General features: G+C 56.1%; 12 protein-coding genes. 5 read left to right on the forward strand and 7 right to left on the reverse strand.

Annotated elements, in window-relative coordinates:
* Positions 1–8 precede the first annotated feature (8 nt).
* Positions 9–1,631: an acyl-CoA synthetase gene (locus QN378_RS12725; protein ID WP_322201058.1), complete on the reverse strand. Its 1,623-nt coding sequence runs from the start codon at positions 1,629–1,631 to the stop codon at positions 9–11.
* 228 nt (positions 1,632–1,859) lie between these two features.
* On the opposite strand from QN378_RS12725, the gene QN378_RS12730 reads away from it, so the two are divergent.
* From QN378_RS12730 to QN378_RS12740, 3 genes are all read left to right on the forward strand, one after another.
* Entirely contained in the window at positions 1,860–3,338 is a 1,479-nt protein-coding gene (locus tag QN378_RS12730; protein ID WP_322201060.1) for a sensor histidine kinase, read from the forward strand.
* Positions 3,335–3,982 carry a response regulator transcription factor gene (locus QN378_RS12735; protein ID WP_322201062.1) on the forward strand — a complete coding sequence of 216 codons (648 nt, stop codon included), beginning with the start codon at positions 3,335–3,337 and terminating at the stop codon, positions 3,980–3,982. The genes QN378_RS12730 and QN378_RS12735 overlap by 4 nt, the downstream gene beginning before the upstream one ends.
* A 131-nt stretch (positions 3,983–4,113) precedes the next feature.
* Entirely contained in the window at positions 4,114–6,171 is a 2,058-nt protein-coding gene (locus tag QN378_RS12740) for a methyl-accepting chemotaxis protein (RefSeq protein WP_323550864.1), read from the forward strand.
* Positions 6,172–6,270: 99 nt separating this feature from the next.
* Here QN378_RS12740 and nhaA read toward each other — a convergent pair whose 3' ends face one another.
* The 5 genes from nhaA to QN378_RS12765 form a co-directional block, all read right to left on the reverse strand.
* Positions 6,271–7,506: a Na+/H+ antiporter NhaA gene (nhaA, locus tag QN378_RS12745; protein WP_323550863.1), complete on the reverse strand. Its 1,236-nt coding sequence runs from the start codon at positions 7,504–7,506 to the stop codon at positions 6,271–6,273.
* Positions 7,507–7,633: 127 nt separating this feature from the next.
* Positions 7,634–8,107, reverse strand: coding sequence for a DoxX family protein (locus QN378_RS12750; protein ID WP_322201068.1), 474 nt, complete (start codon positions 8,105–8,107; stop codon positions 7,634–7,636).
* 43 nt (positions 8,108–8,150) lie between these two features.
* The gene (locus tag QN378_RS12755; protein WP_322201070.1) at positions 8,151–8,906 is read right to left on the reverse strand and encodes a DNA-binding domain-containing protein; all 756 of its coding nucleotides are present in this window, start codon (positions 8,904–8,906) and stop codon (positions 8,151–8,153) included.
* Positions 8,903–9,739, reverse strand: a complete 837-nt coding sequence (locus tag QN378_RS12760) for a DUF692 domain-containing protein (RefSeq protein WP_323550877.1) — start codon at positions 9,737–9,739, stop codon at positions 8,903–8,905. Before QN378_RS12760 ends, QN378_RS12755 begins: the two co-directional genes overlap by 4 nt.
* Positions 9,740–9,785: 46 nt before the next feature.
* Positions 9,786–10,058: a DUF2282 domain-containing protein gene (locus QN378_RS12765; RefSeq protein WP_322184196.1), complete on the reverse strand. Its 273-nt coding sequence runs from the start codon at positions 10,056–10,058 to the stop codon at positions 9,786–9,788.
* A 250-nt stretch (positions 10,059–10,308) separates the two neighbouring features.
* Between QN378_RS12765 and QN378_RS12770 the strand changes: the two genes are divergently transcribed.
* Together QN378_RS12770 and QN378_RS12775 are read left to right on the forward strand one after the other, a co-directional pair.
* Entirely contained in the window at positions 10,309–10,881 is a 573-nt protein-coding gene (locus QN378_RS12770; protein WP_323550862.1) for a sigma-70 family RNA polymerase sigma factor, read from the forward strand.
* A complete protein-coding gene (locus QN378_RS12775; protein WP_323550861.1) occupies positions 10,878–11,519 on the forward strand; it encodes a DUF1109 domain-containing protein in 642 nt (213 codons plus the stop codon). Before QN378_RS12770 ends, QN378_RS12775 begins: the two co-directional genes overlap by 4 nt.
* 78 nt (positions 11,520–11,597) lie before the next feature.
* Here QN378_RS12775 and ychF read toward each other — a convergent pair whose 3' ends face one another.
* Positions 11,598–12,698 carry a redox-regulated ATPase YchF gene (ychF, locus tag QN378_RS12780; protein WP_322201080.1) on the reverse strand — a complete coding sequence of 367 codons (1,101 nt, stop codon included), beginning with the start codon at positions 12,696–12,698 and terminating at the stop codon, positions 11,598–11,600.
* Positions 12,699–12,711: the final 13 nt, after the last annotated feature.

A 12,711-nucleotide genomic window follows, 5' to 3' on the forward strand; every position in this document is an offset into this window, starting at 1 on the left:
TTAAACAGTTAAAGGTTCTTGGCTGTTTCGCGCAGCACGAACTTTTGAATTTTGCCGGTGGAGGTTTTCGGCAACAGGCTGAACACCACCGTGCGCGGTACCTTGAAGCCCGCCAAGTGTTCGCGGCAGAAGCTGATGATATCGGCTTCGCGAACGTGCCCGTGATCCGCTTTGAGGGTAACAAACGCGCAGGGCGTTTCGCCCCATTTCTCGTCGGGGCGGGCAACCACAGCGGCTTCGAGTACTGCTGGGTGGCGATACAGCACGCCTTCGAGTTCGATGGTGGAGATGTTTTCGCCGCCGGAAATGATGATGTCTTTGAGCCGGTCCTTGATCTCGACATAACCGTCGGGGTGACACACAGCCAGGTCGCCGGTGTGAAACCAGTCGCCTTCGAACGCTTCGGCGGTGGCGCTCGGGTTCTTCAAGTAGCCCTTCATGATCGTATTGCCACGCATGAATATTTCGCCGATGGTCTCGCCGTCGCGCGGGGTGGGCTCCAGGGTTTTCGGATCGGCGACCATCAGCCCTTCCAGGGTCGAGTAGCGCACGCCCTGGCGAGATTTGACTTGAGCGCGCTCATCCAGCGACAACTCATCCCATTCGCTGTGCCAAGCACAAATCGTGACCGGGCCGTAGCTCTCGGTGAGGCCATACACGTGGGTAACTTTGATGCCCATTTCTTCTACTGCGCCAATCACTTTGGCGGGCGGCGCTGCGCCCGCGACCATGGCGTTCACCGGGTGATCGATGGCTGCTTTGGCTGAATCCGGCATGTTGATCAACGCGTTCAGTACGATAGGCGCGCCACAGAAGTGGGTGATCTGGTGTTCGTGAATCAGGGTAAGGATTTTCTGTGGATCTACGCGGCGCAAAAACACATGCACGCCAGCCATGGCGGTAATCGTCCACGGGTAGCACCAGCCGTTGCAGTGAAACATCGGCAACGTCCAGAGGAAAATCGGGTGATTGCCCATGCTCCAGGTCATTTGGTTGCCCAACGAACTCAAGTAAGCGCCGCGATGGTGGTAAACCACGCCCTTAGGGTTGCCGGTAGTGCCAGAGGTGTAGCTCAACGAAATCGCTTGCCACTCATCCGCAGGCCACTGCCAATCAAAGTGTGGATCGCCTTCCGCCAGTAACGCCTCGTAATCCAGCGTGCTGACGGCTTGACCTTCGCCGTACTCGGGGTCATCCACGTCAATTACCAGTGGCGGATGTTCCAGCATGCTGAGCGCAGTGCGGACGACGTCATAAAATTCGCGGTCAGTGATCAACACTTTGGCTTCGCCATGCCCCAGCATAAAGGCAATTGCCTCGGCATCCAGGCGCACGTTGAGCGGATTTAATACGGCACCGATCATTGGTACTGCAAAGTGTGCTTCGAGCATCGCCGGGATATTGGGCAACATTAGCGCTACGGTATCGTTCTTACCGATGCCTCGACCTTGCAGGGCTGAGGCCAGGCGTCGGCAGCGGGCATAGGTTTGCGCCCAGGTGCGACGGATCGAACCATGGATAACGGCAGGGTAGTTAGGGTAAACGTAGGCAGTGCGCTCAATGAAGCTGAGCGGAGACAACGCGATATGATTGACCGCCGCAGGGGCAAGCCCTTGCTCGAAGATCGACATGTAGAGGTACTCGGTTGGCTGATTGTTAGCTCTATCGCTGACCCTACAGGCATTGCCATATGGGGTAGCTTTAAGTCCGGCGTGTTTTATATATCAATCACGGGCAAGTATGGAAGTAATACCTTAATCATATAGTAGATATACTATATATATCGTTCGCTACCGTTTGGCTGACTTCGCATCGAATGAGGTAGCCCCCCGCGTACTCATTTCACGACAGGGCATCTGATGACTTCCCCCCGGATTTTCCCCTCGCACGTCTCGGTGCTGTTGAGTCACGACCCGCAACCTAGCCTGTTGCTCGATGATCAGGCGCGTGCGATTGAACTCAACCTGGCGCTGCTGAACGTACTCGCGCAGTGGCCCTCTACCGACGTAACAGCGCTGTTACCGGTGAATCAATCTGCGCTGGTTCGCGCTTGCCTAGAACAGCAACGGCCGATCGAAGAGGTTGAAGCCTGCTGGGAACAACGGATTTTTTTGTGGACTTTCATCCCTGTTCCCCAGGAAAACCAGGTACTGGCACGCTGTCGAGAGGCCACCGAGCAGATTGTGGCCGAGAGAGAAGCGGCCAAAGCAAGGCGGCTGTACCGATTGATCACCGAAAACACCACGGATCTGATTTCCCGTCACACGCCTGAAGGTCACTTTATTGATGCGTCACCCGCTGCCTGGACGTTGCTGGGTTATTGGCCCGGGGAGTTGCAAGGTTTATTGGCGCAAGGTTTGTTTCATGGTCAGGGCTTGGCGGGACTGATCAACCGTGCCCGCGATGCGCTTACCCAAGAGGGTTATCACACGATGACTTACCGAATCCGCCACCGTGATGGGCACTATCTGTGGTTCGAAACAGCCAGCCGGGCAATTCGCGAAACCTACACCGGCGCCGTGGTCGAAGTTATCAGCGTGTCTCGGGACGTGACCGCCCGGGTCCAGGCGGACGAGCGTCACCGGCGTCTTGAAGATGAGTTGGCGCACACGGCGCGGCTTGTAACCTTGGGTGAGATGGCGTCGGGCATTGCCCACGAAATCAATCAACCGCTGGCTGCGATCGTCAACTATGCCAGCGCCAGCCAGCGTTACTTGCAGGCGTTGGGCACTCACCCTCAGGCGGCCGAGCGTGTGGCGCAGGGCCTTGAGCACATCACCGACCATGCCAATCGCGCGTCTGAAGTGATTAAGCGGCTACGCGCTTTTCTGCGTAAAGGGCGACGGCAGATGCAGGCTTTGGACACCAGCGAAGTGGCCCGCGGAGTGGTTGGTCTGTGTGCGTGGGAAGCTAACGATTGCCAAGTGACGATAAAAGAGCGGTTACCGGATAATCTTCCGCCGATCTACGCCGATAGAGTGTTACTGGAACAGGTACTGCTCAACGTGTTACGCAATGCCATCGACGCCAACCGCGAGGCGCATCCTGGTCGTTCATCGACGATTGTGTTGGCGGCTGAGCTTGCCGTTGATGGGCGCATCGAGCTGAGTGTCCAGGACCAAGGGCCGGGAGTGAGCGAGTCGGAACTTGAAAAAATCTTCACACCTTTTTACACCAGTAAAGTCGAGGGTTTGGGCCTGGGCTTGTCCATGAGTCGAAATATCATCGAAGGGCTGGGTGGCGAGCTAAAAGCCCGACGCCTGCCGGTTGGCTTAATGCTGTTGTGTTATTTGCCACGCGTGGGTCCGTCTAAAACCGCATCAGGAGTGAACGAATGACCCGCGTTGCGGAGCAAGTGGTGTATGTGGTCGATGATGACCAGGGCATGCTCGATTCGACCGTCTGGTTGCTGGAGTCGGTGGGCCTCAAAGCGCTGCCGTTTACCAGTGGGCGCTCTTTTCTTGAGGCGTGCGATGCCCAGCTCAATGCATGCGTGTTACTAGACGTGCGGATGCCCGGCATGGGTGGCCTGAATGTGCAGGAAGAGATGCGTGCCCGGGATCTTCATTTGCCAGTGATTTTCGTTAGCGGCCATGCTGACGTGCCCATTGTAGTGCGGGCTTTCAAGGCGGGGGCCCACGACTTCATTGAAAAGCCTTACAACCAACAGTTGTTGTTGGACAGCGTGCAGCAAGCGCTGCAAAGCGTTGGTGCAAACCCGTCGGATGACCACGGTCACGCGGCATTGCAAGCGCGCCTACTCACCTTGACCCCCCGCGAGCGCGACGTATTGCTGCCGCTGGTGCAGGGCTATACGACCCGCGAAATTGCTGCGCAACTGGAAATTAGTGCAAAAACCGTTGATCTCTATCGGTCGCGGGTGATGAAGCGCATGCAGGCTGAGCATTTGCCAGCTTTGGTAGGTATGGCAATAGCGGTGGGGATGGTCAACCCGCTGGCGCTGCGCTCAGGTGGTAATTAAGGGCTAACCGTTATGTATTAACGGTCTGGTTCTTGCTTCCAATCGAATACAACGGCGATCTGCCGGGTCTTTGCAACTAGCGCCCTCCATGGCCACAAGCGAAGGAAGGGCGTAAAGATGAGAGGTTTCAAATGCTGACACTTTTGTCCCCGGGGATTCGCCTGTTAGGGCGTTTCGGATTTGCTCGAAAGTTTCAGCTGCTTTTCCTGTTGTTCATGCTGCCGTTAGTGGGCAGCTTATGGATGATCGGGCAGGATTATCGCGACAAGTTGGCTCTGATATCTGGCGAGCGCGCGGGGGTGCGCCAGTTGTCGGCACTGGATTCGCTGGATAATCTGTTGGCGGCACAACGCGATCGGGCGGCGCGCTGGAAAGCGGCCGATATTCTTCACGAACCGACACCGGCGGCACGTGAAGCGATGGTTGGCCTGGATGCAGCAACCCCTGTCGTCGTTCAGGAGCTCGCGAAATTGGGCACTGAGTTGCACAGCAACGGTGCGCAAGCCGACACACTGAATCGTTACCAGACGCTACAACGTGCCACCACGGGTTTGGATTCTGCGGCCCTGCGCACGGTAGGGTGGTGGCCAGACGGCTACGAGCGTTTCACCGCAGCACTGACCGCGCTGCAAAATCTGCGCGAACAAATCGCGTTGGACAGCGGCCTGAATATCGACCCTTGGCGTGAAACCTATGTGTTGATGCAAATATCCACCCAGCAAGCACCGGACCTCATCGAACGGGTAGGTCGATTGGCCAGCGTCGGACAAACGTCGATCTCGTCCGGTCAATTCACCATGCAAAGCCGTTTGCAGATGCGCGACCTGCGTGGACGTCTGGGCGACGCGCGTGATCAACTGAGCAAAACCGGTGCTTCGCTGGAAGCCAAGTTGCCGCGAGAAATGCAGCCTTGGGCTGATCAGTACCGTAAAAGCCAGCAACGGTTGGACAGCGAATTAAAAGTGTTGGATGAAGGCGTATTTGGCGGGAGCATCAGCCTCAAAACTGATGGTTTTGAGCGTAGCATTGATGTGTTGCTGAGCGATCTGGCCGCGTTGCGTCACCAATCGCTGGTGTCATTGGACGATCGTCTGGGCTATTACCATGATCAATCCATTAGGCAGTTAATTCCGGTCGCCGCTGTGTTTGGTTTGTTGCTACTGGCAGCGCTGTATCTATTTGTGTGTTTGCAGGCGTCGATCCGGCGCAGCGCCAGTGGCATCACCACCCTGGCGCAGTCGCTGCGTGACGGTAATCTCTGCGTTCAAGTACCAGTGGAAGGGCGCGACGAGCTGGCAGCAATCAGTACCGCACTCAACGTCGCGGTAGTGCAGTTGCGTACCAGCTTGCTAGGTGTTGATCACGAAACGCTGCAATTGAGTGGCGCAGTGCAAACGCTCAATAGCCAGTCCAGCCGCACCCTGAATGAGGTTGAGGACCAACAGCTGCAGATCAGCCAGATCGCAACCGCTGCCACCCAACTGGCGGCGACCTCCCAAGGTGTAGCGAAAAGTTGTGAGCAGGCGTCCGCCAGTGCACAGCACACCCGACATGTCGCAGAAGAGAGTAGCCGCGACAGCCTTCGAACTACCGAAAGTATTCAGCAACTTAACCAACGCCTGACTGACACCGCCGCAGCGCTGGGGCGAGTCAGTGAGCAAGGGCAGCAGATTCAATCTGTGGTGGATGCGATTCGTGGCATCGCCGAGCAGACCAACCTGTTGGCACTCAATGCGGCTATCGAAGCGGCGCGCGCGGGCGAGCAGGGCAGGGGTTTCGCAGTGGTCGCCGATGAAGTGCGCAGTCTTTCACAACGCACGCAGGCGTCGACCGCGCAAATTGCCGGGACGGTCGACAGTCTGCGCACCACCGTGAGTCAAGCGGTCGGTCTGATGGATGCAGCGTGTGGTCAGGCCGTCAATGACGCTGCTGCGGTGACGGGGTTGGGCCAGCGTTTGGGAGAAATCGCCACAGCGGTGCAGGGTGTAACCGACACCTTGGCGCAGATCTCCACGGCGGTCGAAGAGCAAGCGAGCACGGCTGATGAAGTCAGTAGCAACATTCAACAGGTTGATCAGGCTGCTGGTCGATTACTGGAGGGTGCACGGGCCGTCAATCAAGCGGCAGACATGCTCAGCAAAGGTAGTCGGGCACTGAGTGACAATACTGCACGCTTCCAATTGAACTGATCGCTCAAGCGTCGGGATTGAACAGAGCGCCCTCATTGATCAAAGACCTAGCGGTCGTCGGGCGCATTGACGCGCCACGACGAGCCACTAGATACACTGTCATTCAGCTTTCCGCTGAGAGGTGGGTTGGCAACCTGGCGTGTATCTTCCAGCCCGCAACAGGACGATCACCCCAAAAATAGCGGAAAGGATGGAGCCCAAGAGTACTCCCACCTTCACCTCGTCTACGAGATGCGGAGTACTTGAGAATGCCAGCGCCCCTATGAAAAGGCTCATCGTGAATCCGATACCACACAAAAGGGCGATCCCATACAGCTGTAACCAGCCACAGTTTTCGGGAAGTTTTGCCAACCCTAAGCGAATGGCCAACGCCGCCAAACCGAAGACCCCAAGCTGCTTTCCTACCAACAGCCCTAATGTCACCCCCAGTGGTACCGGGTCAATTAAGTTATTTGGCGAAATACCAACAAGGGATACACCGGCGTTGGCGAAGCCAAAGATAGGGACCACGGCGAAAGCGACCCATGGATGCACTTTCTCTTCGAGGTAAAGAAGGGGTGACTTACGCTCGCTATTTGGATCGCCCAGCGGAATGCAAAGTGCAAGAATCACCCCGGCCAAGGTTGCATGGATGCCCGATTGAAGCATGAAAAACCATAGCAGGGCGCCGGCTACCAAATAGGGAAGCAGTCTTTTCACGCCGCAGCGGTTGAGTATCACTAGAAAAACGATAACCGCCAGTGACGCCAGCAGCATGCTAATGGACAGGCCGCTGGTGTAGAACACGGCAATGATCAGCACGGCGCCGAGGTCATCAAGTATCGCGAGTGCGGACAAAAATATTTTCAGAGAAATGGGAACGCGCTTGCCCAGCAGTGACAGTACACCTAATGCAAACGCGATGTCGGTAGCCGCAGGAATGGCCCAGCCGCCCATGGTTTGCGTGTTGCCCCAGTTGACGGCGAGGTAGATCAACGCAGGAAACAGCATGCCGCCAAGTGCAGCGAAACCTGGAAGAGCGCGCTGGCTCCAACTCGATAGCTGGCCGGCCAGCATTTCACGCTTGATCTCAAGACCCACCAACATGAAAAAGACGGCCATTAGGCCATCGTTTACCCAGTGCTCAATCGACAGCCCCACTATTTTGATTTGCAGAGTCGAAAAGTAGACGGCAGACCAGGGAGAGTTCGCCACGATGAGCGCCGCCAGAGCAGCGGCCATCAGGATCAAGCCACCGGCTGATTCTGCAGCGAAAAATCGAGAGATAAATGCCAGAGCGGAAGGCGATTGACGAGGCTCTCGGGTGTTACGAACACGCGAAGGATCAGGACTCATAGGCACGGCAACTCCGCGTGGCGGCCCGACCTACGCAAAATTAAACCTGCCTACCGCGATTTTGCGGCGACACCCGGGCAGCATTCTACACGAGAGTCCTCCTGTCGGGTTTCTCCGTAACGACGGACTATCGGATGCCCAGTCGTCTATCCAGTGATAATGACCCTGCTCCACGCGCGACTATGAGAAGCAGCAGACCCGCCCAGGAAAGATGCGTCGGCCAGGCGTCAGGGTACACAAACACCTCAATGACAAGCGTCATGCCCAATAGCGCCAATGCTGACAGTCGGGAAAACAATCCCAGCACCAGAAGCACCGGAAACAAGTGCTCGCTGTAGGCAGAAAGGTGAGCCGCCAGTTCTGGAGAGATCAAAGGCAAGGCGTATTCCGTGCGGAACAGTTCGTAGGTACTCGGTGTGATCGTCAGAAAGCCACTGACCTTGGTTCGCCCGGACATAAAGAAAATTGCGGCGATTGAGAGACGAGCCACCAGCGCTAGCAGAGAATCGCCAATCAGTGTTTCCAGTCGGCATGCAACGCGGTTCCAGTGTTTACGCAGAGATCTATCGTTGCCGGATGAGTGAGTTTGAATAACGTCCATCAAGTGCTCCATCAGTTAGGTGGGCATTACGTTTTTAGAATAATTAACCTTGGCTCGCCGCCACGAATGCCTCAGCGGTCACCAAACGGATAATGAGGTTTTCCAAGTCCACGGCAGGCTCGACTGCGATAGCTCGGTCTGCGGCTTGGTCCAGAGGCAGACCGGCCGCACAAGCGGCGAGAAAGGCACAGTCAGCAGCACTGGCAGCCTGCCAGTGCACTTTTTCCGCCTTTCGCGTTAGAAGCGCGCCTTCGCCCTGCCAATCGAGGTCGTCGGGCATTTCTAGCTGTTCGCGATTGACACGCCAGATCGTGTAGGCCGGAGAGTCAGGCAACCAAGCCCAGCGGCAAGCAGCCCGAGGTGTAAGCTGGCTCTTGGCCAAGTCCGTCGGTGAAAGCCGCGCTAAGGTGCTTATCTCAAAGACAGGTTCATCTTCGGCGCAATGCACCTGTGTCCAGAGCAGGTCCAAAAGGGCGACGTCGCCCAGATAGGGCATTTCTTGTGCGTGCTCAAAGCCGTCGAGAAAACGCGGAAATTCGGCCCCGTAGTGCAGCAACCGGGCGTCCGTGGGCGGCGACATTCGGGCATGGAGTGTGGCCGCGCTTCGGAGCCAGTCGGTGCCCACGAGTCGCTCTATGGTTGGGAAGTTGGCGAGCAACGCGTCGGTTGCACCTTTGAGCACCGTATTGCGATAAACCGCAAAGCCGGGCTGCTGGGTCAGCGACTTCATCTCGGAGGATTCGGCATCGTAGAGTGCTTCTATGAACGAATCTTGAAACTGCTCAAGGGATGGCTTCATATCGCCAACCCATGTTGCGAACTCTGCCCAAAATTCAGCCGTGATTGCGCTCTGTCACGTTCAGCGAGCAGGGCCTCGAAAGCGGGGATGTGGTCGTCACGTTCGATCAATGTCGGACGCATACCGATTCGTCCAATCAAGCGCTCATACAAAGACCAGACGTCTTCAGCGATAGGTGCGTCGTGAGTATCAATGAGTAATGTCGAATTTCCCGGATCCTCCGCGTGGCCAGCTAGATGTATCTCCATGATCGCCAGGGCCGGAAAGGCATCCAGATAGGTTGCCGCATCGAAGCCTAAGTTGTGCGCGCTGATGTGCACATTATTCACATCCAGCAGCAAGCCACAGCCTGTCCTCTCGCTGAGCTCGGTCAGAAAGTCCAGTTCGCTATAGTCATGGCCATCAATGTGCAAATAGTGGGTCGGGTTTTCAATCGCGATACGACGCCCAAGGGCATCTTGTGTGCAATTCACATTACTGGCGATGCGCCGCAATGCCTCGCCGGTGCGGGGAAATGGCAGCAGGTCAGGATGGTATTGGCCGCGCCAGGCAGACCAAGCCAAGTGCTCGGAGATCAAGCCGGGTTGAATGCGATCCGCAAGATTTTTCAGGCGCTTTAAATGCTCTGCATCCGGCGGACGATCGGCCGCCAGCGAGAGTGATACGCCGTGCAATGACAGTGGATGTCGAGTGCCAATGGCCTCAAGCCACGCCAAGCGGGGGCCACCGCCGACCATGTAGTTTTCCGGATGAACTTCGAACCAGAGGCCCTCGGCTGTGCAGTCGAGGGCGTCCTGATAGTGGACCGGTTTGAGGCCGAGTCCGGCCCCCATCTGGAACTGATTCTTCATGATTGGCGTGTGCCCCGTGGTGCAGAAGTTACATAGGTGTCAGAGTGCCCATGCCTTTTGGGGTCTTGATGCTGGTGCACGTACCCGCTGGAACGTTTTTCCAGGAGTTAGCCTGGTAGTCCATTTTGGCGGTGCCTGCACAGGTGGTGCCTGCGCCGGCTTTGCAATCGTTGTGACCGGCCATTGAAACGCCGTAGCATTTTTCCATGGCGCCTGCCGCTGCTGGGGTTTCTGCAGCCATGGCACCGGCTGCGAAGGAAGAGAAAGCAACGGCGAGGGCGGCAAGTTTCAGAGTGTTCATGGTTATTTCTCCGGATGAAAATAAGAGGTCGTCTCGTCAGTGCAGAAGTGCGCTGTGCTTGCGATCCGAAAGGTAGTTCGCTGATTTTTCGTATCCGGTTACAGCAATCGCAAAATTTTTTTTGGATATGCGAAATAAACCCGCTGGTTGCCTTCCGCCGTTGAACACAAGCATGATCGCCTGCCCGTTATTGGCATTGCCGTTATGCAGGTACGAAATATTTTTATCCTTCGTGTAACCAGGGCGGACGATGGAACGAATTACACATAACGACACGTTACGCAGCAGAGAACTCCATCTTCAACGCTTGTTCCTCGACGGTTTAAACGGAGACGAATGGGCTTATCGGGAGTTTCTGTCTGAATTAAGCGGTCATGTGCGCGGCTTTTTGCGAGCGAAACTTCAACGGCAACCCGAAGAATCCGAGGACTTGTTGCAAGAGGTCTTACTCGCCGTTCATAACGGGCGCCATACGTACCGAGTGGATCAACCTCTGACCGCTTGGGTCTTTGCTATTGCGCGCTACAAGCTTACTGATTTTTTTCGAGGCAGGTCACGCCGTGAGGTGTTTAACGACTGTCTCGACGAGGTGTCCGAGCTGTTTGCCGAGCCCGAGCTAGAACCTGCGCAGGCCAGTCGCGACCTACGCAAGTTGTTGGCGCAGCTGCCTGAACGTCAGCGTCTACCCATCGTGCATGTGAAGCTTGAAGGATTGACGGTAACGGAAACTGCGCACATGACGGGATTATCGGAGTCGGCTGTGAAGATAGGCATACATCGCGGGCTTAAGGCGTTGGCGGCGAGAATTATAGGTGCACGATGAAAACTGACGAGTTTATTACCATGCTCGCGTCGGGCGTTACCCCGGTTGACCGCAATGCCCTGCCCAAACGCTTTGGTGTCGCCGTGTTGGTGGGACTAATGGCTGCCACCTTGTTGGTGGCGGCTGTACTGGGCATTCGTCCAGACCTGGCTAAAATTGCGGCAACGCCAATTTTTTGGGCGAAGATCGGTTTTCCTCTATGCCTGATGATGGGTGCGCTCCGTTCGGTTTCGCGGCTGGCAAGACCCGGCACAACCCTTGGCTCCGGAAAACTCCTGATCGTTGCGGCAATTGCGGCGGTATGGGCCGGCACCCTTTATGTCCTCATGAGCGCAGCACCCGATGCGCGCGTTGCGATTATCCTCGGCAAGACGTGGCGGGTGTGTGCGTTGAACATTACCTTGCTGTCGATTCCAGGATTCATTGCCGTTTTCTGGGCCCTACGTGGACTTGCGCCCACGCGACTGGTACTAGCAGGTGCCTGTGGCGGATTGATGGCCGGTGCGATGGCTACGCTTGCATACAGCTTGCATTGCCCAGAAATGGAAGTTCCATTTTGGGGCGCCTGGTACTTACTGGGCATGCTGGTTCCAGCAGCCATCGGTGCGTTGCTCGGGCCGCGATGGCTTCGTTGGTAACAAACAAAACCCCCGTATCGGCTAGCGGTTACGAGGGTTTTGAGGTTTACCAAACGCTGTGAAACTCCACGGAATTCGTCAGACGTTAAAGCGGAAGTGCATTACGTCGCCGTCTTTGACAATGTATTCCTTGCCTTCCAGGCGCCATTTACCGGCTTCTTTAGCACCGGCTTCGCCCTTGTACTGAATGAAGTCGTCATAGGCGATGACTTCGGCGCGGATGAAGCCTTTTTCGAAGTCGGTGTGAATTACGCCTGCAGCTTGAGGACCGGTGGCGCCGACGCGGACGGTCCACGCACGGACTTCTTCAACGCCAGCGGTGAAGTAGGTTTGCAGGTGCAGCATCTCGTAACCGGCACGAATTACCCTGTTCAAACCGGGTTCTTCAAGGCCTAGGGCTTCGAGAAACATGTCTTTTTCTTCGCCATCATCAAGTTCGGCAATTTCTGCTTCGATCTTGTTACAAACCGGCACCACAATCGCGCCTTCTTCTTTGGCAATGGCGCGAACCACGTCCAGCAGCGGGTTGTTTTCGAAGCCGTCTTCGGCAACGTTGGCGATGTACATGACTGGCTTGGTGGTCAACAGGTGGAAGCCGCGAATGGCTGCCTTCTCATCGGTGCTCATGTTCTTCATCAGGCTGCGCGCTGGCTTGCCTTCGGTGAAGTGAGTGATGAGTTGTTCCAGCAAGCCTTTTTGAATGACTGCGTCCTTGTCACCGCCTTTGGCATTGCGCGTGACTTTCTGCAGTTGTTTTTCACAGCTGTCGAGGTCGGCGAAGATCAATTCCAGGTCAATGATCTCGATATCACGTTTGGGGTCAACGCTGTTGGAAACGTGAATAACGTTCTCGTCTTCGAAGCAGCGGACTACGTGAGCGATTGCATCGGTTTCACGGATGTTGGCGAGGAACTTGTTGCCCAGCCCTTCACCTTTCGATGCGCCCGCGACTAGGCCAGCGATATCGACGAACTCCATGGTAGTCGGCAAGATGCGCTTTGGTTTGACAATGGCTGCCAAGGCATCAAGGCGTACGTCAGGCATCGCCACAATGCCGGTGTTCGGCTCAATGGTGCAGAAGGGAAAGTTCTCTGCCGCAATGCCGGATTTAGTCAGGGCGTTGAAAAGAGTGGACTTGCCGACGTTAGGTAGGCCGACGATGCCGCAGTTAAATCCCATGATATTTCCCCTC

Source organism: Pseudomonas sp. 10S5, assembly GCF_035019745.1.
Lineage (GTDB): Bacteria > Pseudomonadota > Gammaproteobacteria > Pseudomonadales > Pseudomonadaceae > Aquipseudomonas.

Bases quoted from the DNA above. Each gene is read 5' to 3' on its own strand.
- QN378_RS12725 (WP_322201058.1), bottom strand. From the start codon at position 1,631: ATGTCGATCTTCGAGCAAGGGCTTGCCCCTGCGGCGGTCAATCATATC.
- QN378_RS12730 (WP_322201060.1), top strand. From the start codon at position 1,860: ATGACTTCCCCCCGGATTTTCCCCTCGCACGTCTCGGTGCTGTTGAGT.
- QN378_RS12735 (WP_322201062.1), top strand. From the start codon at position 3,335: ATGACCCGCGTTGCGGAGCAAGTGGTGTATGTGGTCGATGATGACCAG.
- QN378_RS12740 (WP_323550864.1), top strand. From the start codon at position 4,114: ATGCTGACACTTTTGTCCCCGGGGATTCGCCTGTTAGGGCGTTTCGGA.
- nhaA (WP_323550863.1), bottom strand. From the start codon at position 7,506: ATGAGTCCTGATCCTTCGCGTGTTCGTAACACCCGAGAGCCTCGTCAA.
- QN378_RS12750 (WP_322201068.1), bottom strand. From the start codon at position 8,107: ATGGACGTTATTCAAACTCACTCATCCGGCAACGATAGATCTCTGCGT.
- QN378_RS12755 (WP_322201070.1), bottom strand. From the start codon at position 8,906: ATGAAGCCATCCCTTGAGCAGTTTCAAGATTCGTTCATAGAAGCACTC.
- QN378_RS12760 (WP_323550877.1), bottom strand. From the start codon at position 9,739: ATGGGGGCCGGACTCGGCCTCAAACCGGTCCACTATCAGGACGCCCTC.
- QN378_RS12765 (WP_322184196.1), bottom strand. From the start codon at position 10,058: ATGAACACTCTGAAACTTGCCGCCCTCGCCGTTGCTTTCTCTTCCTTC.
- QN378_RS12770 (WP_323550862.1), top strand. From the start codon at position 10,309: ATGGAACGAATTACACATAACGACACGTTACGCAGCAGAGAACTCCAT.
- QN378_RS12775 (WP_323550861.1), top strand. From the start codon at position 10,878: ATGAAAACTGACGAGTTTATTACCATGCTCGCGTCGGGCGTTACCCCG.
- ychF (WP_322201080.1), bottom strand. From the start codon at position 12,698: ATGGGATTTAACTGCGGCATCGTCGGCCTACCTAACGTCGGCAAGTCC.